The organism is Shewanella sp. GutCb, assembly GCF_002836135.1.
Classification (GTDB): Bacteria; Pseudomonadota; Gammaproteobacteria; order Enterobacterales; family Shewanellaceae; genus Shewanella.
On sequence record NZ_PJBL01000029.1, the window covers coordinates 131,925 to 153,368 of the forward strand.

20 protein-coding genes and 1 tRNA gene are annotated in these 21,444 nt (G+C 43.2%); 4 read left to right on the top strand and 17 right to left on the bottom strand.

Annotated features, from left to right (window positions below; all coding sequences use genetic code 11):
• Positions 1-8 precede the first annotated feature (8 nt).
• From CXF86_RS18335 to CXF86_RS22825, 8 genes are all read right to left on the bottom strand, one after another.
• Positions 9-368 (bottom strand): rhodanese-like domain-containing protein, encoded by a 360-nt coding sequence (locus CXF86_RS18335; RefSeq protein ID WP_101089056.1) that lies wholly within the window; start codon positions 366-368, stop codon positions 9-11.
• Positions 368-685: a putative signal transducing protein gene (locus CXF86_RS18340; protein ID WP_101089057.1), complete on the bottom strand. Its 318-nt coding sequence runs from the start codon at positions 683-685 to the stop codon at positions 368-370. Before CXF86_RS18340 ends, CXF86_RS18335 begins: the two co-directional genes overlap by 1 nt.
• A gap of 288 nt (positions 686-973) precedes the next feature.
• Positions 974-1,921: a protein translocase subunit SecF gene (secF, locus tag CXF86_RS18345; protein ID WP_101089058.1), complete on the bottom strand. Its 948-nt coding sequence runs from the start codon at positions 1,919-1,921 to the stop codon at positions 974-976.
• Between the two features lie 12 nt (positions 1,922-1,933).
• A complete protein-coding gene (gene secD / locus CXF86_RS18350; protein WP_101089059.1) occupies positions 1,934-3,784 on the bottom strand; it encodes a protein translocase subunit SecD in 1,851 nt (616 codons plus the stop codon).
• A gap of 17 nt (positions 3,785-3,801) precedes the next feature.
• A complete protein-coding gene (gene yajC / locus CXF86_RS18355; RefSeq protein WP_101089060.1) occupies positions 3,802-4,134 on the bottom strand; it encodes a preprotein translocase subunit YajC in 333 nt (110 codons plus the stop codon).
• 30 nt (positions 4,135-4,164) lie between these two features.
• Positions 4,165-5,298, bottom strand: a complete 1,134-nt coding sequence (tgt, locus tag CXF86_RS18360) for a tRNA guanosine(34) transglycosylase Tgt (RefSeq protein ID WP_101089061.1) — start codon at positions 5,296-5,298, stop codon at positions 4,165-4,167.
• 183 nt (positions 5,299-5,481) lie between these two features.
• Positions 5,482-6,519 carry a tRNA preQ1(34) S-adenosylmethionine ribosyltransferase-isomerase QueA gene (gene queA / locus CXF86_RS18365; RefSeq protein WP_102039703.1) on the bottom strand — a complete coding sequence of 346 codons (1,038 nt, stop codon included), beginning with the start codon at positions 6,517-6,519 and terminating at the stop codon, positions 5,482-5,484.
• A 141-nt stretch (positions 6,520-6,660) separates the two neighbouring features.
• Entirely contained in the window at positions 6,661-6,822 is a 162-nt protein-coding gene (locus CXF86_RS22825) for a hypothetical protein (RefSeq protein ID WP_157822858.1), read from the bottom strand.
• A gap of 154 nt (positions 6,823-6,976) precedes the next feature.
• Between CXF86_RS22825 and CXF86_RS18370 the strand changes: the two genes are divergently transcribed.
• Together CXF86_RS18370 and CXF86_RS18375 are read left to right on the top strand one after the other, a co-directional pair.
• On the top strand, positions 6,977-7,570 hold the full coding sequence (locus CXF86_RS18370; RefSeq protein ID WP_102039704.1) for an acyl carrier protein phosphodiesterase: 594 nt from the start codon (positions 6,977-6,979) through the stop codon (positions 7,568-7,570).
• Positions 7,571-7,958: 388 nt separating this feature from the next.
• Entirely contained in the window at positions 7,959-8,612 is a 654-nt protein-coding gene (locus CXF86_RS18375) for a pseudouridine synthase (RefSeq protein WP_102039705.1), read from the top strand.
• 108 nt (positions 8,613-8,720) lie between these two features.
• Here CXF86_RS18375 and CXF86_RS18380 read toward each other — a convergent pair whose 3' ends face one another.
• Positions 8,721-9,056, bottom strand: coding sequence for a hypothetical protein (locus CXF86_RS18380; RefSeq protein ID WP_308303198.1), 336 nt, complete (start codon positions 9,054-9,056; stop codon positions 8,721-8,723).
• A gap of 382 nt (positions 9,057-9,438) precedes the next feature.
• Here CXF86_RS18380 and CXF86_RS18385 point away from each other — a divergent pair, with 382 nt between their 5' ends.
• Entirely contained in the window at positions 9,439-10,809 is a 1,371-nt protein-coding gene (locus tag CXF86_RS18385) for a Gfo/Idh/MocA family protein (protein WP_180961107.1), read from the top strand.
• Between the two features lie 123 nt (positions 10,810-10,932).
• On the opposite strand, the gene sstT is transcribed toward CXF86_RS18385, so the two are convergent.
• From sstT to CXF86_RS18420, 7 genes are all read right to left on the bottom strand, one after another.
• Positions 10,933-12,153 (bottom strand): serine/threonine transporter SstT, encoded by a 1,221-nt coding sequence (gene sstT, locus CXF86_RS18390; RefSeq protein ID WP_101089067.1) that lies wholly within the window; start codon positions 12,151-12,153, stop codon positions 10,933-10,935.
• A 189-nt stretch (positions 12,154-12,342) separates the two neighbouring features.
• Entirely contained in the window at positions 12,343-13,245 is a 903-nt protein-coding gene (locus tag CXF86_RS18395; protein WP_101089068.1) for a chemotaxis protein, read from the bottom strand.
• Between the two features lie 90 nt (positions 13,246-13,335).
• Positions 13,336-14,880 carry a phospholipase D-like domain-containing protein gene (locus CXF86_RS18400; protein ID WP_101089069.1) on the bottom strand — a complete coding sequence of 515 codons (1,545 nt, stop codon included), beginning with the start codon at positions 14,878-14,880 and terminating at the stop codon, positions 13,336-13,338.
• 27 nt (positions 14,881-14,907) lie between these two features.
• Positions 14,908-15,378, bottom strand: coding sequence for a phosphatase domain-containing protein (locus CXF86_RS18405; RefSeq protein WP_101089070.1), 471 nt, complete (start codon positions 15,376-15,378; stop codon positions 14,908-14,910).
• 55 nt (positions 15,379-15,433) lie between these two features.
• Positions 15,434-16,756, bottom strand: a complete 1,323-nt coding sequence (locus CXF86_RS18410; protein WP_102039707.1) for a DEAD/DEAH box helicase — start codon at positions 16,754-16,756, stop codon at positions 15,434-15,436.
• 125 nt (positions 16,757-16,881) lie between these two features.
• A complete protein-coding gene (locus tag CXF86_RS18415) occupies positions 16,882-17,412 on the bottom strand; it encodes a methylated-DNA--[protein]-cysteine S-methyltransferase (protein WP_102039708.1) in 531 nt (176 codons plus the stop codon).
• Positions 17,409-18,935: an AlkA N-terminal domain-containing protein gene (locus CXF86_RS18420; protein WP_102039709.1), complete on the bottom strand. Its 1,527-nt coding sequence runs from the start codon at positions 18,933-18,935 to the stop codon at positions 17,409-17,411. The genes CXF86_RS18415 and CXF86_RS18420 overlap by 4 nt, the downstream gene beginning before the upstream one ends.
• A gap of 178 nt (positions 18,936-19,113) precedes the next feature.
• Between CXF86_RS18420 and CXF86_RS18425 the strand changes: the two genes are divergently transcribed.
• A complete protein-coding gene (locus CXF86_RS18425; RefSeq protein WP_102039710.1) occupies positions 19,114-20,943 on the top strand; it encodes an ABC transporter ATP-binding protein in 1,830 nt (609 codons plus the stop codon).
• A 331-nt stretch (positions 20,944-21,274) separates the two neighbouring features.
• Here the strand turns inward: CXF86_RS18425 and CXF86_RS18430 are convergent.
• Positions 21,275-21,350, bottom strand: a tRNA-Ala gene (locus tag CXF86_RS18430).
• Between the last annotated feature and the right edge of the window lie 94 nt (positions 21,351-21,444).

A 21,444-nucleotide genomic window follows, 5' to 3' on the forward strand; every position in this document is an offset into this window, starting at 1 on the left:
GAATAGCACTAACCTTCAATAAGCGGCAATTGTCTCTCAAGCCATGCTTTATAACCACCTGATAGTGAGACAACTTTGGTATAACCCATAACTTGTAAATTAAAAGCAGCCATTGCCGAGCGGTAACCACCACCACAATATAGCGTTAGGGGAGTACTCTTATCAGGAAAGCGCGTCTCGATATCTCTTTCAATAATGCCTTTGCACAAGTGATGCGCAGCGGGAAGATGATTAATATTCCACTCATGATCTTCTCTCACATCAAGTAAGGTCCAGCCTTTATGCGTCAAGTATTGTTCAATAGTGATTTCAGTAATATGTGGGAGAATACTTTCAACAAGGGCCAGAAATGCAGGGTTATGTTTCATTAATTGTACTGCTCACTTCTTTCAGCGCTGCAATTCCAACACAGCTCAAAGCTTGACTCGTTAACTTCATGGCAATTAACGCATTTCCACTGCGGACGATCCGCATTCAACGATTCCATCTGTTTTTTGGCACTCTGGTAATGGCTCTGTGATACCCAAAGCTCAACATTCTGTATCCCTGTAGGCAATTCACCCACGCCACCTAATAGCGCTTCACCTTTAAGCTCTACCGGAATACCAATAGATTCAAGCATACCTTTCCAAGTATGCGCTTCTAACAAGTTTCCAGCTGCAAGTAACCGCATTTTATCATCCATGTTATTTCCTACTGCTATTGCGCTATTGGCTATGTTTGATAAGCCAATACATCAACTAATAAACGGGTATACAACGTTATTCACCCGCCGTTCCTATTTTTCACGCGCTAAAATAGACTTACATGCTACTGCTAAAACATCAGTACTGTCGAGCGCTGTTTTATCGCTCAATACAAAATACCATACTGATAAAACAATCTTAGTCAAATCCCCTACTATTAGACAATATCCTAGTAAATTAAACAAAAAAGCCACCTAAAAGGTGGCTTTTAAAAATCAACCTAATGACTAAGACATTAGTTTATCTTGATCTGCACCCTCTTTTTCAATCTCAACTGGCATCATGTGTTCACGATTGATCCCAAGTTTAATCGCTAAGAAACTCGCGACGTAGATTGAAGAAAATGTACCGACAAAAATCCCCATTAGCAAAGCCGTAGCAAAGCCGTGGATCATGGTGCCACCTTTTAAGAACAAGGCAATAACTACGACTAATGTCGTCGCTGTTGTAATAATAGTACGACTCATTGTCTGAGTAATCGACGTATTCACCACTTCTTCAGGACTGCTTTTACGCATCTTGAGGAAGTTTTCACGTATACGGTCAAATACAACAATCGTATCGTTGAGCGAGTAACCAACAACGGTTAACACACCTGCCAATACGGTGAGGTCGAATTCAAGTTGAAATAAAGAGAACACGCCAAGGGTAATGATAACGTCATGGGCTAATGCCGTTACAGAACCTAATGCTAAACGCCATTCAAAGCGGAAAGATACGTATATTAGAATACATATCAATGCGACTAAAACCGCTAATCCACCTTGCTCAGCTAACTCTTTACCGACTTGTGGTCCTACAAACTCAACTCGTTTTTGGATTACAGCAGGGTCAAGTAGAGTAACAGCGTCCATGACCTGAGCAACCTGCACATCACTCTTTATGCCTTCTTTAACAGGAAGGCGAATAAGAATGTCGCGGCTCGAACCAAAGTTTTGTACTATTGCACCATCGGTTTCATCTGTTGTGAGTCCATCACGTATCACTGTCAAATTGACTGAATTCGAAAACTCGAGTTCAACAACGGTACCGCCCGTAAAATCCAAGCCCCAATTAATACCCTTTGTCGCTAAAGACCCTAACGAGCCCAGCACTAGTATCACTGAAAGGATACTAATAGGTATAGCATGACGCAGAAAGTTGACAGAGCCTTTGATATTTAAAATCTGAAACATTTCAACTTCCTCTTAGATAGACAGTTTCTTCACGCGCTTACCACCCCAGATCGCGTTCACAATTGAACGAGTTCCGACAATAGCGGTAAACATAGAAGTAGCGATACCAATCATTAAGGTAACCGCGAAGCCTTTTACAGCACCCGTGCCGACAGCAAATAAGATAAGTGCCGTCATAAAGGTAGTAATGTTAGCATCGGCAATTGTTGAAAATGCATTGCCATAACCTTCATGAATCGCTTGCTGAACGCTTCGACCGTTACGCAGTTCTTCACGAATACGCTCGTAAATAAGTACGTTACCGTCAACCGCCATACCCACTGTTAATACCATACCGGCAATACCAGGAAGCGTTAGTACAGCGCCAGGGATCATCGACATAACACCAACAACCATCACTAGGTTAGCTGTTAACGCAAGGTTTGCGATAAGACCAAAGCCACGGTAATAAACCATCATGAAGACAAGAACAACCGCCATACCCCAGATCATTGCTTGAACACCGTTTTGGATATTTTCAGCACCTAAGCTTGGGCCAATGGTACGTTCTTCAACGATATAAACCGGCGCAATCAACGCACCAGCACGAAGTAACAGCGCTAAGTTTTGTGATTCAGCATGTTCAAGGCCGGTGATCACAAAGTTACGACCAAGACGAGCTTGAATCGTGGCGACTGAAATAACTTCTTCAATCTTCTTCATTTTCACGCTGCCGTCAGCGTTCTTATCACCAGTATCTTTATACTCAATGAATAAAGTTGCCATAGGCTTACCTATGTTGTCTTTAGTCACATTTGAGAATATAGAACCACCTTTAGAATCTAGGTTAATAGACACTTGTGGGCGGCTGTACTCATCGTAGCTTGGTTGTGCACCTTGGATATGATCACCCGTTAGCATAACCGCTTTTTTAAGTACAACAGGGCCACCTGAGCGGCGCTGATAAACTTCAGAACCCGCTGGTACACGACCACTAGCTACCGCTTGAGCGTCCGCACTCTGATCAACCATGTGGAATTCGATTGACGCAGTCGCACTCAAAATCTCTTTTGCGCGAGCCGTGTCTTGAACACCAGGCAGTTCAACAATAATACGTTCAGCACCTTGGCGCTGTACAACAGGCTCAGCCACACCAAGCTCGTTGACACGATTACGCAAGGTTGTAATATTTTGTTGTAACGCATCTTCCTTGATCTGTTTTAAATAAACGTCACTTGGATTAGCAATAAGGAAATAGTTATCTCCAGTAGAGCGGTCAGTAAAGACCATGTCGTTACTGCGAGACTTAAGGAAGCGTTCTGCATTCGCTAGGGTCTCAGCATCACGAAACTTAATCTCGATACCTTTGGCGCCATTACGAATACCCGCATAGCGAATTTTCTCAGCTCGTAAATCAGTTCTGTAGTCAGCAACTTTGGCTTCGGTCATCTTGCGAACGGCTTCACCCATGTCAACTTCCATTAAGAAGTGAACACCACCACGTAGATCGAGACCTAGTTTCATAGGCGAACCGCCCATAGACTCTAACCATTCTGGTGTTGCTGGCGCTAAGTTAAGCGCTACTGTGAACTTGTCGCCAAGTGCATCAGAAATCGCCTCTTTCGCTAATAATTGATCTTCACCATTATTAACACGAACCAATAATTGACCGTTTTCTAGCTCAGAACGCTTAACAGCGATGCCTTTACTTACTAATACATCATTTACTGCCGACTGAGTCGACGCTGTCACCTCTGCCCCTCGGGTTGCAACCACCTGTACAGCATGGTCCTCACCGAAAAGGTTTGGTATCGCATAGAATGCACCTACGGCGATGATAATCATCACCATTAGGTTTTTCCACATTGGGTATTTATTTAACACGCCATAGCCCTCTTGGCTTAAAGTGACTTAATAGAGCCTTTTGGCAATACCGCCGCAATGTAATCCTTTTTAATAGTGATTTCGCTAGTCTCGTTGATAGCCAACAATACGTAGTCATTCTCATCACTGATTTTGGCTATCTTGCCCAAAATGCCACCGCTAGTCAGCACTTCATCGCCTTTGCTCAAAGAGCCCATAAGGTTCTTGTGCTCTTTTACGCGCTTAGACTGTGGACGGAAAATCATAAAGTAGAAAATCAGGCCAAAAATGACCAACATGAAAATAAGTTCCATAGTGCCGCCAGCGCCGCCTATAGGTGAATCTGCTGCATACGCATTTGAAATAAACATAGTTGTCTCTTCTTATTGTCTGAGTAAAAATTAATCGGTTAATTCAGGAACTTCAGGTACTTCCCGGCCAAGGCTGGTATAGAACTCTGTAACAAAGTCGTCTAATGTACCTGTCTCAATCGCACCACGCAAACCTTCCATCAATCTTTGATAATAACGAAGGTTATGCATGGTGTTTAATCGAGCACCTAGAATCTCATTACAACGATCTAAGTGGTAAAGGTATGCCCGTGAATAGTTCTTACAGGTATAACAATCACACTTAGCATCGAGTGGTGCAGTGTCATCACGATGACGTGCATTACGGATCTTGATAACACCTTCACTGGTAAACAAATGACCGTTTCGAGCATTACGTGTTGGCATAACACAATCAAACATGTCTACGCCACGACGTACGCCTTCAACTAAATCCTCTGGTTTACCGACCCCCATCAAGTAGCGTGGTTTATCAGCTGGTATCTTAGGACAAACGTGCTCAAGAATGCGGTGCATGTCTTCTTTAGGTTCACCAACGGCTAAACCACCGACTGCGTATCCATCAAAACCAATGTCGACTAGGCCATTTAGGCTTTCATCGCGCAGGTCTTCATAAACACCACCTTGAATAATGCCGAACAACGAGTTCGGGTTTTCAAGTTTGTCGAATTCATCACGTGAACGCTGAGCCCAACGTAGAGACATCTGCATCGATTTACGTGCTTCATCTTCTGTTGCTGGGTATGGCGTGCACTCATCAAAAATCATCACGACATCGCTGCCTAATGAATCTTGGATCTGCATTGATTTTTCTGGATCTAAGAAAATCTTTTCACCATTAATCGGTGAACGGAAATGTACGCCCGCTTCGGTGATCTTACGGATATCGCCCAAGCTAAATACTTGGAATCCACCTGAGTCAGTCAAAATTGGACGCTGCCAGTTCATAAAGTCATGCAGGTCACCATGTTTACGCATGATCTCTTCACCTGGGCGAAGCCATAAGTGAAAAGTATTACCGAGCAGGATATCAGCGCCAGTTTCACGCACTTCTTCAGGCGTCATCCCTTTTACAGTACCGTAAGTACCTACAGGCATAAACGCTGGTGTTTCAACGGTACCGCGTTCAAACACTAAACGACCGCGACGTGCGCGACCTTGGGTTGTATCTAATTCAAATTTCATTATTCACCTCGCCAGATAAACAGTCTGACCTGAGTTAACTCGACTATCGAGTTGTAGATTAAGACTAGAGATAAGGGCAAACAAATCAGTATCAACCCTTACCCTCAAAATAAGCACCAAAATGAGGACAAAAAAATACCCACCTCATTTGTATGGGTGGGTATTTTAAAGCATATTTTAGTATTAGTTCGCTTTTTTAGTCACAAACATGGCGTCACCATAGCTAAAGAAGCGGTATTTTTGAGCAATCGCGTGCTGATAGGCGTTTTTTACTTCATCAAAGCCAGCGAAAGCACTCAGTAACATAATCAATGTCGATTCGGGTAGATGAAAATTAGTCAGCATTGCATCGACTATTTGGAACTGATATCCAGGGTAAATAAAGATATCAGTGTCACCTTTAAAGGGTTCAAGCTCAGCTAAAGATGCTTTAGCGGCACTTTCTAAAGAGCGTACTGATGTGGTACCCACGGCAATGACTCGCTTGCCTTTCGCTTTAGTGGCAGCAATTAAGTCAACCACCTCTTGAGATACTTCGGCCCACTCTGAATGCATTTTATGGTCAAGGATCTCGTCAACGCGCACCGGCTGGAATGTACCCGCACCTACATGCAAGGTTACAAAAGCGGTGTTAACGCCCTTCTCTTTTAGCGCAGCCAGCATTGCATCGTCAAAATGCAAACCTGCTGTTGGCGCAGCGACAGCGCCTGGAGTTTGGTTATAAACGGTTTGATAACGTTCTTTATCGGCATCTTCGTCCGGTCTGTCGATATAAGGTGGCAATGGCATATGGCCGACCTCTTCTAACACCTCAAGGATCGTTTTATCAGACTGCAGTTGTAATTCAAATAGCGTGTCATGACGAGCACACATTTTCATTTCATAACCGCCATCTAAGCAGATAATAGCATCTACCTTAGGGGACTTAGAGCTACGAACATGCGCTAGAATTCGCTTATCATCAAGCATGCGCTCGACTAAGATCTCTAACTTACCACCGGACTGTTTTTTACCAAATAAGCGCGCTGGTATGACACGGGTATTATTAAATACCATCAAATCACCCGGCTGAACTTGTTCAAGAATCGCAGTAAATTGCAGATCCGCTAATGCACCACTATTACCGTCTAACGATAATAATCTAGAAGCAGTACGCTCAGGAGTGGGATAACGAGCTATAAGCTCATCAGGAAGTTCAAAAGAAAAGTCTGCAACGCGCATGGAAAGTCTCTACTGTCTTTAAATCGGCCGCTAGTCTATGACTAGAGCAAAATAAGATCAACAATAATGGCACAATAAAGTCCCACTATTGCTTTAAATAACCAGTAAAGGCCACTCTAGAGCGGTTAGCGTTAGTTTATGTCACACTTTGCTGTGGTCGTTGTCTTCCGGAGACACTTGCGTTTCATTAGCGAGATCTTCAATACGGTAGCGATGTTGCTCGTAGGGAATATCGACTTCCACTTTTCTGCGCAGGGGTTTCTCTGTACCAACAAGCTTTTTTGATAACCAGTTCCACATCATCCTTGATCCTCAAACCGTTAATATATGGGAAAATTGCTTTAAAACGATGCACATCCATGAAGCTAACGCTTCACTACAATAATTGTAATAAAGAATTTCCTTCGCATCGCGCTGCATGTTACCGTGAAAGTACTCATATCACCAAGTATAAAATATGAACTTTCTTGCACACTTGCACCTAGCGGATGTTAGCCAAACCTCTTTAGCAGCGAATCTTGCTGGTGATTTTGCTAAAGGCAATATCGAACGTTTTCCGAAACATCTACAACAGGGTCTTTGGCTACACCGACAAATAGATAAACTGACAGATACCCATGAACTCACCAAAGAGCTACACGAAAAATTTCCAAAATCATTAACTCGTGCGGCCCCCATTATCGTTGATATTTGCTTTGACCACATGCTGGCAAAGTATTGGGAAGAATACCATCACCTAAGTTTGAGTGAGTTTGCAACTCATGCGTACAATCAAATTGATGCTTGTGAGCAATTACCTGAGCAGTTACAAAGTATGGCTCCAAAAATGCGCCAAGAAAATTGGCTCGTCGCTTATCAAAGCCGAAAAGGGCTTAACCAAACCCTCGCATCGGTTGCACAACGCGTTTCAAAACCTGAGATCTTTAAGGGTGCTCAAGATTGCGTTAAGAAACTCGATATAGAAATAGAGATCGCTTTTCGTACCTTTTATCCACAGCTTATGGCGTACAGTCGGCTTTGGACACGTAATACACCGCCAGAATATCTATAAGCAGAAACGCCATTGAATATGATGAGTTACTGAACATCATCATTTTCTACGCCTAAAATACTTTCTCATTTGAATACTTATTGTATGACTCCAACGCTTCCTCCTTTGCGTATCTGGCTTAGCCAAATTAGAGAATCCATCATAGAGTCGCTGGATAGATCAGCCCTATGCAAGCTTTGCATAACATGGAGGTGGTGAGCTTTTAGTGTTAATAATGGCAAATGATTAATGCTGTGGATTCTAGCGCTATTACTGTCTATTTTATGTTCAAACACAATAACCCAATCCCCGATTATCGATATTCTTCCGCTTAGAAAAGACCTAGAAGACAATTGTCACTTGTCGCAGGGCATTATTTTGCTAGAATTACCTCGCAACAGGAGAATTCATGCAAATATTTACCTATCAGCCACCTAATATCCCTTGGTTAGATATCCGTTATGTCGATCGAGACATCATTATCATTAATAAACCGTCAGGATTACTTTCTAATCCTGGGATAGCAAAGAATACCTATGACTGTGCTCTTACTCGAATTCAACAACGATTCAACGATGCAATATTGGTGCACCGTTTAGATTGTGCAACGTCTGGCATCATGGTGTTTGCTCGAAATAAAAAGGCAGAATCAAACCTAAAAACCCAGTTTCAAGACCGGAAAACCAAGAAAACCTATATTGCCGAAGTAAGCGGACATCTCAACCATGCCGAAGGAATAATAGAACTGTCGTTAGCGGCTGATAAAACCAATCCGCCCAAGCAGCAAGTGAGTGACAATGGCAAGGTCGCAATTACCCATTATCAAACTCTTGAAGTGAGAGCCAATAGTACTTTGTTAATGCTAAAACCCGTCACAGGCCGAACACATCAACTTCGCGTTCATATGCTTGCGATAGGTAACACCATTTTAGGTGATGATTTTTATGGCAACAAGCAGGTAATTGAGGCTGCACCCAGGTTAAAACTGCATGCGCAAGAGCTCAGTTTTACCCACCCCTACACAGGTAAAAAGACATTATTTCGCAGTTATTGTTCTTTTTAGGCTTCAAATGCTATCCAATAATAAGGGGCTCTTGCCCCCTATTTTATCTAACATTCAATTCACCGGCACTTATACAACACTCTTAACTAAAGTATTTATAATCAGTGCTTATGCTGCTTCAGCCTTAGTCGCCGTGTAATAACACAAGCTGGAATTACAGAACATTAGCTCATTACTTGCCGTCAGCATAAAATACTCACCGAAAATGTTACCGCCCTTATCCTCTAGCTTCACACCATCAGCCGACTCTTTTGAGATCATCTCATCTAAGCTGTGGCAACCATCGTTGTACCAAGTCTCTAGATAATAAGTATCCGCTAGCTTGTAAACAGTGATGTTATCACCCAGCAGTGGTCTCTCATCAACCCAACGTCCAATAACCTCTCTGGTCTCAAGATCCGTATCTTGCCAAAATAAACGCCTACGCTTTTCGACTACCGACATTTCTATCTCCTTGAGTTTTGTTCTATTCTCAATTTGAATAACTTTTTTTGTTCCATTACTCACAACAGCCATCGACTTCACTACCCCAAACGGTTAACTTGTAAAATAATTGTTATTAAAATCAGTCGTTGAAATAATGTTTGCAACAAAAATACCCATTACCTCTACAATGAAATTGTATCGCACATTAAAAATAAAAACGCGATATAAGTCACTTTATATGCATAACTTTAGTAAACCTGAATAAAAAGGCAAGTGCAACAAACCGTAACGACTTTTTTTAGCCATCAACGCAATAAGTTTGATATAACTTTGTTGGAATACCAAAGCTAAAATAGGACTTCGAGTCAGCTAACGCTATTGTGCCCCATCTATAGGACCGATAATGAAACTTAATCGCAGACACTTTTTAAAAACAGCGAGCCTTGCTGCAGCAAGCTTTGCGACATCATCTTTTTCAGCAACAGAAAATTTAGTTCCTCGGCCTCCCTCGCTAGGGAGCAGTGTTATGGGGTTAGTTGTCGCAAAAATGGAAACGGTAAGAGTTGGTTTTATTGGTGTTGGGCAACGCGGTTCAGGGCATGTACAACACTTTTGCCGCTTAGAAGGCGTTGAAATAGTAGCAATATGCGATACCAACCCTTTGGCATTAGACAAGTCCATCGAGTTTGTAAAGCAGCAAGGCTTCAAGGCACCAGCGCGCCACACCGGCAGTGAGCGAGCTTACTTAGAACTACTAAGCCGCAAAGATATCGACATGGTCATCATTTCTACGCCATGGGAATGGCATGCCCCTATGGCTATCGATACCATGGAAAGCGGGAAACATGCCTTTGTAGAAGTACCACTCGCTCTTACCGTCGAAGAGTGCTGGCAAATCGTCAACACCGCAGAAAAGACCCAGAAGAACTGCATGATGATGGAAAATGTAAACTACGGTCGAGATGAGTTAATGGTGCTCAATATGGTTCGTCAGGGAGTATTTGGCGAGCTCCTGCATGGTGAGGCAGCTTATATCCATGAACTGCGCTGGCAAATGAAAGAGATAAACCAAAAAACAGGCTCATGGCGTACCTACTGGCACACCAAAAGAAATGGCAACCTATATCCGACCCACGGCTTAGGCCCTGTATCTCAGTATATGAACATTAACCGCGGTGACCGTTTCGACTACTTGACCTCGATGAGTTCTCCAGCGTTAGGCCGAGCATTGTACGCTCAACGAGAGTTTCCTGAAGATCATGAACGCAATCAACTTAATTATATCAACGGCGATATTAACACCAGTCTCATTAAAACTGCCAAAGGCCGTACCATTATGGTACAGCATGATACGACAACCCCGAGGCCTTACAGTCGTCATAATTTAATTCAAGGCACTAACGGTGTGTTCGCTGGATTCCCAAATCGTATTGCGATTGAAAAAAATGGCAATGGTAACTTCCATCAATGGGATAGGGACATGGCTCCGTGGTATGACAAATACGACCACCCCCTTTGGCAGCGAATGGGCCAAGAGGCTGAAAAAAATGGCGGCCATGGTGGTATGGACTTTTTAATGCTTTGGAGAATGGTTTATTGCCTCAGAAACGGAGAAGCACTCGATCAGGATGTATACGATGGTGCAGCATGGTCTGTGGTCAATGTTCTCAGTGAAGCATCCGTCAACAACCGCAGTAACTCGGTTAACTTCCCAGATTTCACTCGTGGTGGCTGGAAAACGGGTAAGCCATTGGGGATCATTGGCGCATAGTTTCTCCGCTAATCTGTCTATTAAGCTATTCAGTAACTTATTCGATTAATAAAAAAGCCCCGTCAACTAAGTTGCGGGGCTTTCTTTACACTGTGATTTAACCCAGCGACATAATACTCACCATTAGCCCTGCTGTCTTTCCGCGGCTTCACATGCGGCAGCAGTAAAGAGAACGTCAGTAGAGCTGTTCAAACCAGTTTCAGCAGAATCTTGAATCACACCAATGATAAAGCCGACGGCAACGACCTGCATAGCAACGTCATTGGAGATCCCAAATAAGCTACAGGCCAGTGGAATAAGTAGCAATGAACCACCCGCGACTCCAGATGCCCCACAAGCAGAGACCGCGGCAACAACGCTGAGTAATATGGCGGTTAAGATATCAACTTGAACACCCATGGTATGCACAGCGGCAAGCGTTAAGATGGTAATCGTTATCGCCGCACCGCCCATGTTAATCGTCGCACCTAAAGGAATTGATACTGAGTAGGTATCCTCATGTAGCTTAAGCTTGTCACACAACGCCATGTTAACGGGAATATTCGCAGCGCTTGAGCGAGTAAAGAACGCTGTCACACCACTTTCACGCAAGCAAGTGAATACCAACGGATATGGATTACGGCGGATCTTGTAGTACACAATCGCAGGGTTAACCACTAACGCCATGATTGCCATCGCGCCGAGTAATACTGCAAGTAATTGTGCATAACCTGCGATCGCTTCAAAGCCGGTCGCTGCAAATGTTGCTGACACCAAACCGAATATACCAATAGGCGCTAAGCGGATAATAAAGCGTACCATTTGTGAAACGCCATGGCTTACATCGGCAAAGACCTGTTTGGTGGAATCACTCGCGTGATGCAAGGCTAAACCGAGTCCGACGCCCCAAGCAAGAATACCAATATAGTTACCAGTCATTAGAGCGTTAACTGGGTTATCGACCAATTTGAAGAGCAAGGTATTGATCACTTCACCGATCCCTTCTGGTGGAGTAGCACCTTCAGCACCGGTAACCAATACCAATGTGGTAGGGAATGCAAAGCTCATCAGTACCGCTGTTAACGCCGCACAAAAGGTACCAAACAGATAAAGCGTCACAATAGGACGCATATTTGTTTTGGCGTTCTTTTTTTGATTCGCGATAGAAGCTGCAACGAGAATGAACACTAGGATAGGCGCGATTGCCTTCAGCGCTCCTACGAAAAGTTCACCAAGAAAAGCGACACTTTCTGCACCACTTTTTGATACTGTCGCGAGCACGACACCGGCAATAATACCGGCTAGAATTTGTAGCACAAGATTGCTGTTTGCCAACTTGGCAAACAGTGATGTTTTTTGATTCATTACTTAACCTATCATTATAATTTTTAGTATGTATCAATTTGATTTAAGGGTTATCAGCAAAATGGTAAGCCTTAAATAAAATTAATCTTCCTTCCACACTGTTTGTATCGGATGTGACCATAGTTGTCTACCTTTGGTAGACATTTAGCCTTGGATATTACTCAGAGATAGCATCTTACTAACAAGCTACTAAACATTGGCGATGACTTGTACTTTATTAGCGCCGCGTAACATCGCGTCAATAAGCTCATGTGCATCGAATTTGGTGAGCGCTTCATCAGCACCCACTTGATGAGCCTGACTCACACTGATCTCACTCGATAACGACGTATGTAAGATAATATAGGCATCGGCAATCGCCGGATTATTCTTAACCTCAAATGCCAATTCATAACCATCTAGGCCAGGCATTTCAATATCGCTAACCAGAATATCAATCGCCTGACCACTTTTTTCAGCTTGCTTCATAATTGAAAGAGCATGTTGGCCATCGGCGGTAACCTGATAAGGGATATTGATGCTATCAAGTGCGTCAGACAACTGTTTACGTGCCACCATCGAGTCATCAACAAGCAAAATGTGTAAGGGCTTGAGACGCTCTCGCTGTACATCCGTCAATATCGCTCTTGTTGTTTCAGGGCTTGCTGGAAAGACTTTTGACAGTAATAGCTCTACGTCTAGTAATTGCACTAACTTATCGTCGATACGTGTCACCCCCGTCAAAAAAGCATTTTTGCCTAAATTATTCGGAGGCGCTTCTATATCTCGCCAGTTACATTCGATGATTTTATCGATAGCTCGCACTAGGAAGCCGATCACCATACGTTGGCAGTCCGTAATGATAATATAGCAATCTTTACGCTCCTGTTCCGATATAGGCCGATAACCCACTGCAGCGGCCATATCAACAACAGGAATAGTGGTGCCACGTATTGTTGCGGCACCTAAAATAGTGGGATGAGAGTGAGGTATGACACTCAATGGACTATAAGGCACCAACTCACGCACCTTTAGTGTTCCCAGCGCAAACAACTGAGTATATGACAGCTGAAACAATAATAACCCTTGAGCTTGCTTTGCCTTACTTTTCATTATACTGCCGTCTCTTTTAATAAACCCATCTTGCTGGCGGATCCCAGATTACCTCGGGTAAACTTTACCCCAATCATATTAAACTCTCAATTAAAGCTGTGACTCAATGGGTAGCAATGCGATGCAATCGACTAAAAACTTACGCCAAAGGCCAGCATCGGGTTCGGTATATATTTCTCGCTGCTTCGAATCATCATGCCAGACGATCTCTTCATCTCTAATTGACAGTCGATAAGTATTTGCCGCTAAGCTTTCCCCTATGCCATTAACCACCTCACTTGCCAGCTCACGATTGCGAATAATGAGGCCCATTTCAGTATTCAACCATGCAGAGCGAGGGTCAAAATTAAAAGAGCCAACAAATAGAGAGTGTTTATCGATAATAAACGTTTTAGCATGCAGACTACTCTTTGAGCTTCCAGTCCAACTACTGCTTCGTTTCAGCTCTAGGTTGGCCTTAACTTCAAATATTCTCACCCCAGATTCTAATAACCGCTGCCGGTAAGTCCGATACCCAGCGTGTACTGCCAACACATCCGTTGCCGCTAGGCTGTTGGTTAGTATGGTAACCTTAATGCCCTTTTCGACCGCTGCAATTAAGTTATTAGCGCCCGCTCTAGTGGGCACGAAGTACGGTGATACAATAAGAACTTCTTGGTTAGCTTGCGATAGAAAAGCACCTAAATTGGCCAGAATACTGTCAGAGTCTAATTGATGGTTTTGTTTATCAGGTTGATCATAAATAAGTTTAGCCTGTCCCCAATACCAAGGTAATGAATGATTAGCCATCTTCTGTATTAACTGGCTACTTAACAAACGCTTCATGTATGGATTATCTTGATACTCCACTTTAGCGCTATCAACCACGACCATTGCTTGCGCTAACTCCAGCTCAGTCGCCTTACCCTCAACAAGCGCATTGATTTCAACCGTTAAAGGTGCATTCCAATACAAATCAAATTGGTCCGACACGTCATCGACGACCTCACCAATGGCCATTAAGTCAAAATCCCCAAAGTCGACATCGGTGTTGTTAGAAAAATATTCATTGCCAATATTGCGGCCACCCACTACGGTAATACTGTTATCAACAGTTAGCGACTTATTATGCATTCGATGGTTTAAACGAGAAAAGCTACTGATAAAAGCGAGGTTTCTGAAATGACGTTCAAATGAGGGATTGTATAACCGAACATCAATATTGTTGTGCATTGCTAATAACAGTAGCGTGTTGTCAGCATCCTTAGTCGCCATATCATCGAGCAGTATTCTCACTCTAACTCCGCGTTCAGCGGCATCCATTAGGTGCCATAACAGCAACCTACCGGACTCATCAGCGCGATAAATATAGTATTGCAGATCAATACTTGTCGTCGCAGCATTAACCAATGCCAGCCTTGCGATGAAAGCATCTACACCGTCGATTAATGGCACTACTCCCGTTAAATCGGGATTAGCTTGAAGATCGGCTGCCACATATTGGGAAAGTACCGATTGAGTTTGTGTCGCAAGCTTGAATGTAGATGTTTTATCGGGGTATTGAGGAGAAGTCTGGCAGCCAACCTGTAATATTATGGCTGCCCAGATAAACATTGATTTGATTGATAAGCTTTTAAGCAATCCGATTGCTTTCATTAAATAACTTCAGTCGTTAACTAGTATCTATTCTTGTAACGCATAAAGCACATCAAATGCAAATTGATCCCAGCCATCAGCGCTAAAAGCAATGTCGCGTATGGCTCTTATCTGACTCACTGCATGCAATGGCGCTGCACCGTTATCCATTAAATAGTAAGCCATAATGAGGCCTGTTCTATCTTTACCCGAGCGGCAATGGATAAGCACTGTTTTATGTTGTGCTTCGCATTCTCTGATATAAGCCAGTGCTTTTGGCACTTGTTCGACACAGAACTCAAGATCCCCTGCTTCTGGCGGCGCATTGCGCGAAAAGGGAATGCACTTGTATTCAATGCCTACAGACGAAAAATCTGCATCTTCACACGACTCGCCATTATTGACGGAAAGAATGGCATCTATGCCCTCTTCTTTCAATTCAGACAAATTCCATGCGTCTTTATTGGGGCCACTGCGTCCTGCAATTTGTCCTTCTACTAACCAAAATAGGTGCTGCATACTTTTTCCTAGATAAATTATTAGTGTTAAACGAAGTAAAATTTACAATGGAGACTTATTCTTTTGACCAAAGGTCTGTGTTTGCCTGCGGCAGCTTATTACGATGTTTCTTACCGCTACCCGCTGGTTTTGCCATCGGTTTTTCTATCCGTGATGGACAATCTTCAGGTGCCTCTTTATCGGCTTCAAAACCTGGATGTTGTTCACGTTCAAGCTTTAACTTGTTCTTTTTCTCAATCACTGCGAAATGCTGGTATTCATCGTGAGAGATCAGCGATAGTGCTATACCCGCTTCGCCAGCACGGCCACTTCGACCAATACGGTGCATGTAATCAGCAGGGCTACGTGGTAGCTCATAGTTAATGACAATAGGCAGTTTTTCAATATCAATACCGCGCGCCGCAATATCAGTAGCAATAAGCACCCGGATCTCGCCTCGTTTAAAACCATCGAGAACCCGAGTTCTTGTGCCTTGGGCTTTATCACTATGGAAGATTTCGGCCTTGATCCCTGCATTATCAAGCTTATGTGCTAAACGATCGCAGGTATATTTGGCACTGGCAAAGATTAAAATTTGTTGCCAATCATTCTCTTTAATAAGCTGCACTAACAAAGGTGTTTTACGGTTACGGTTAACCGTGATAACACGCTGCACCAAGGTGTTTTCTTCTTGGCTTTGCAGTTGAACTTCAACCGGTTTATTAAGCAATGACTGGGTCAGCAAAGTCACTTCTTCAGGAAAAGTCGCTGAAAACAGTAATGTTTGCTTTTTAGCAGGCATTAGCGCAAGTAACGCGGTTAACTCTTCAGTGAAGCCTAAGCTCAACATGCGATCCGCTTCATCGAGGACGAGCGTGCTCACTTTGTCTAGCTTAACCGCATTGCTTGATATCAAGTCGAGTAGTCGACCTGGCGTTGCCACCAGAATATCTGCACCACCGCGTAAGCTCTGCATTTGGGTATTGGTTGAAACACCACCGTAAACCGCTAACACCTTTAGATTAGGCTTAATGCTCTGTGCATAACGCATAAAACTGTCAGCAACTTGCTGTGCTAATTCTCGTGTAGGCACCAGCACTAAACTAGAAACAACATTACTCTGCTTACTTTGCTTTGATGATGTAGCAAGTAGCTGAATAATAGGCAATGCAAAAGCCGCTGTTTTCCCAGAGCCTGTGATCGCGCCGCCTAACACATCTTGACCCGCGATAACGGCTGGAATAGTGCTTTGCTGAATCGCGGTTGGAGACTGGTAATCCAATGCTTTAAGCGTTTCTAACAGTTCAGGGATCAACCCTAACTCCGCAAAAGAACGGTGATTCGCGGCATTATCCACAGAGGTTGAAATGGCTTTAGTTGTCAGGTCTGGCTGAGTCATATTTACGGGCGTTGCCTAATCAAAAATAAGGGCGTTATTCTACGCTAATATCGCTTCAAAAGCTTTTATTTGATGCTAAATAGCCTTAACAAGCACTGAGTTTTAGTCAACATGAGCGCTAAACATTACTTAAATAGACTGATCCCTTCTATTTGTAACAGCTTTTGCTTAAGCGCAATACCATAGGCATACCCCGTTAACGTGCCATTTTTCCCGATCACTCTATGGCAAGGCACAATGATGGCGATGGGATTCGCGCCATTGGCTGTACCGACGGCTCTCACCGCTTTGGGTCGACCAATTTCGCTCGCTATATCGGCATAACTGCATGTTTCACCGAAACCTAGTTGACCAAGAGCTTGCCAAACTTGCTGTTGAAACTCAGTCCCTTTCGGCGCCAAGGCCACACTAAATTGTTGCCGTTGACCCGCGAAATACTCGAGCAGTTCACTCTTTGCTTGGTTTAAGTGCATTGTGGCGAGCGCTAATGATTCAACGTCTGTTGTGACATCCAAGCTCAACTCTCTTGTCTTCCAATCATCAGCTGCTTGCGGAACAAAATTTAGATGAGAGATCCCTGATGTGTTGGCACAGAGCGAGATAATACCCGCGCTAGTATCAAAATTAATTTTTGCTAATGGTATTAACTGCTTCATGATAAATTCCACAACTGAAAGGTTAAATAACTTCCCCACGGGCTCACGGTATTGGCGATATCTTTTGTCAGTACGCCGTAATCGATTGCAGTCGGCACAGATGTTTCGCTATGTTGTTGATACAGAGTTAACACTCGCTTCTTAACAACCAAATCACCACACAATAAGACGTCTGGGTTACTCGCTCCGCGCATTTGTGCATAAGCAACGGTCCAAGGACCAATCCCTTTAATAGATAACCAATCGTTAATATCAGCATTGGGGTTTTGATTTACAAACCCGCTTAATGCGTTAAGTGCTAATTTCCTTGCACCTGGCATCTTTAACTCATCCAAGCTCGCGTTCGCTACCACCTCCGCTGTGGGAAATAAAATAACCTCTTTATCACTAATCATGCGCTTTTCGCCGTAGGCAAGTACTAACTGATTCAACAACTTTGAGGCTTGAATAATGCTAACCTGCTGTCCAAGAACGGCCCGACATCCGGCTTCGAAGGTTGACCAAGTGCCGGGTAATCTCAATCCTGGGATAATCTTTTGCTGCAATGGCGCGAGCAAGTGCAACACTTGCTCTATAGCTTGCATATTGGCATCAAGATCTAACACCCTTTTAATATTTGCGATGATAGCGCTAAGCTCTGAAAGACCTTGTTCATTATCTAATACAATATCGACGTTAAAACTATTACGGGCATTATTATGATTAGCGTCGAAGTAACCACTCACCCCATTCGTCGTAAAACTGCGACCGTAATTATTGTCCCCCTCTAGCCACTCCATATTACTGATAGCCCTAACCTCATAAAAATCATGCTGTTGCTGCCATGCAAATGGTGGACGATAATACAGTTCGACACTCAATTTTATTGGTTCTACAGAAGGGACATCAACCTCATTAATTTTTGAGTGACTGTTTTTGGTTAGTTTGATATTTGCAGATATGACCTGTTTTCTAAAGGTTGAAGGCGTTAATTTCAATGTTTGTTTAAAAACCTCGTTAAAGCGGCGAATACTATTAAAACCAGCGGCAAGCCCCACTTGAGTGATACTTAGCTCTGTTTGATGCAATAACTGTTTGGCAAACATCAGCTGTCTGTACTGCGCATATTGTTTGACGGAAGTACCGACCCCTTCGGTAAAAAGCTTGCGTAAATAGCGACTACTTACCCCTAAACGTTCTGACAGCTGCTCAATACTGATTGCATCCGCTCCGGTAAGCGCTCCCATATTAATCAAAGAAACTGCTCTTTCTAATGTCGTCGCGACACCTTTCCACGCAAATGAGCCCGGTGCACTGTCGGGACGGCAGCGTAAACAAGGCCTGAGACCTGCATTTGCCGCCTTTAAAGGGGAATCAAAATAACGCACATTCTCCTCTTTTGGACTCACTGCAGGGCAAATACTACGGCAGTATATGCCGGTGGTCAGCACACCAGTAAAAAACTGACCATCAAATCGAGCATCTCGTGCAAGCCTCGCTTTTCGGCAAACATCACTGGCGATAGTACAATCGTGATTGACCATTGTTGTTCCGTATTTGTCTTAGCGATAAATGAATATTACCCAAACAAATCCTTTACCACTAGCGGAAAACGGAACTGAATATAAATTCTGTTTTCTTGCCCTTACATCTTCAATTCCGAGTATGCTAACCCGACTAAGCAACATTTTTACAAACCATCAATAACAACTGAGACATTACATGTTTAAGAGATTTGAATCCTGGGTCAATGCTCTGCCCCCAGAAGAACCAGAACAGCCTCCTAAAGGGATATACGCCTTTTGTCGTCATTACACCAAGGGGTTTGAAGTTCCGTTAATCATTATGTCTATTTTAACGGCACTGCTGGCCATATTAGAGGTGTCTTTATTTGGGTTTATGGGTGATTTGGTCGATATTTTAATCAATAGTGATCCTGAAACACTGTTTGAAAAAGAGGGCATGAAGTTACTCGGCATGACCATTCTGGTATTAATCGTTATTCCCTCACTTGTCTTATTACACGCATTAATTGTTTACCAAGGGCTACTGGGTAATTACCCCATGTCCATTCGCTGGCTGGCTCACCGCTACTTGCTCAAACAAAGTGTGTCTTTTTATCAAAATGACTTTGCCGGTCGAATTGCCACTAAAGTGATGCAGACTTCACTTGCTGTAAGAGAAACTGTCACTAAGTTGCTCGATGTGCTGGTGTATATTTTAGTGTATTTCACCTCTATGGTCGTGATGATGGCAAAAGCCGACTTGAGATTAATGTTGCCAATGCTTGTTTGGTTGTTGGTCTACATTGTTTTACAACTAAAGTTCTTACCTAAACTTAAAAAAGTATCGACGGAACAAGCTGATGCTCGCTCAACCATGACTGGTCGCATTGTCGATAGTTATACCAACATTGCCACGGTCAAATTATTCTCTCACACCCAACAAGAAGCTGAATACGCAAAAGGCAGCATGAAAACCTTCCTGCATGCTGTTTATCGTCAAATGCGTCTAGTGACTTGGATAAATGTTAGCGTGCAGATAATTAACTACATGCTGGCGTTTAGTATTGCCGCGGTCTCTATTTGGCTATGGAGTGATAGCGCTATTACTGTCGGGGCTATCGCTGTTGCCATAAGCTTGTCTTTACGCCTTAACGGTATGTCTCAATGGATAATGTGGGAAATAAGCTCTCTATTTGAAAACATCGGCACTGTTGCAGATGGCATTAATACGTTATCAAAACCAACTGAAATAACCGATATTGATAATGCGCCAGACCTAACTGTTGATAAAGGCAGCATCAACTTTAATGACGTAAGTTTTCACTACGGTGAAAGCACTGCTGTTATAGACAAGTTAGAACTCAATATCAAAGCGGGGGAAAAAGTGGGCTTAGTTGGCCGATCTGGTGCCGGTAAATCAACGTTAGTTAACTTGTTAATGCGCTTTCATGATGTTGAAGCAGGAAAGATTCTTATTGATAAACAAGATATAACCCAAGTCACTCAAGATTCACTACGAGCGCATATTGGTATGGTTACCCAAGATACCTCCCTACTCCACCGCTCAATTAGGGATAATATTCTTTACGGCAACCCTGATGCATCTGAAGACGAATTAACCAGTGCAATCAAGAACTCACAAGCCTATGAGTTCATTCAAGGCCTAAGCGATCCTGAAGGCAACGTAGGGCTTGATGCACAAGTTGGTGAACGCGGCGTAAAATTATCGGGGGGTCAACGCCAGCGAGTCGCGATTGCACGCGTACTGCTAAAAAATGCGCCCATTTTATTACTTGATGAAGCGACATCAGCGTTAGATTCAGAAGTAGAAGCTGCAATTCAAGAGAGTTTATACCAGTTAATGGAAGGGAAAACGGTGATTGCGATTGCACACCGCTTATCGACGATTGCTGCAATGGATAGATTGATAGTGCTCGATAAGGGCAAAATTGTTGAACAAGGTACCCATCAAGAACTTATTCATTCTGATGGGATCTACGCCCAGCTATGGGCTCACCAAACAGGTGGTTTCTTAGGGGTTAAATAACTCTCTAGTTATCGTGTCAGCAGTTTGCATCCTATAAGTAAAGCCACCGTTTGAGGTGGCTTTACTTTATGAGCAATAAACCATCAGAATTTGAAGTTACACGCCAAATTTATTTTTCTTGAAAGAGAATATCCCCACTCTAATGCGCACTAAACATATCTGAGATAACAAGACATTGATCTTAAAATGAATAATAAAGGATAGTGATGTGACGCAAGAGTATATTGAGAGACTGCTATCGTTGTCATAAATTCAGGTTCATTCTCAATTTATAGGCACAAAAAAACCACCTTTAGGTGGTTTCTAGTATTTATCAACTTAATGATAGAAATGGTGGAGCCTAGCGGGATCGAACCGCTGACCTCAACACTGCCAGTGTTGCGCTCTCCCAGCTGAGCTAAGGCCCCATTTCATACAAACAGTATAAAATCGTAAATATTGGTATCCCCTAGGGGATTCGAACCCCTGTTACCGCCGTGAAAGGGCGGTGTCCTAGGCCTC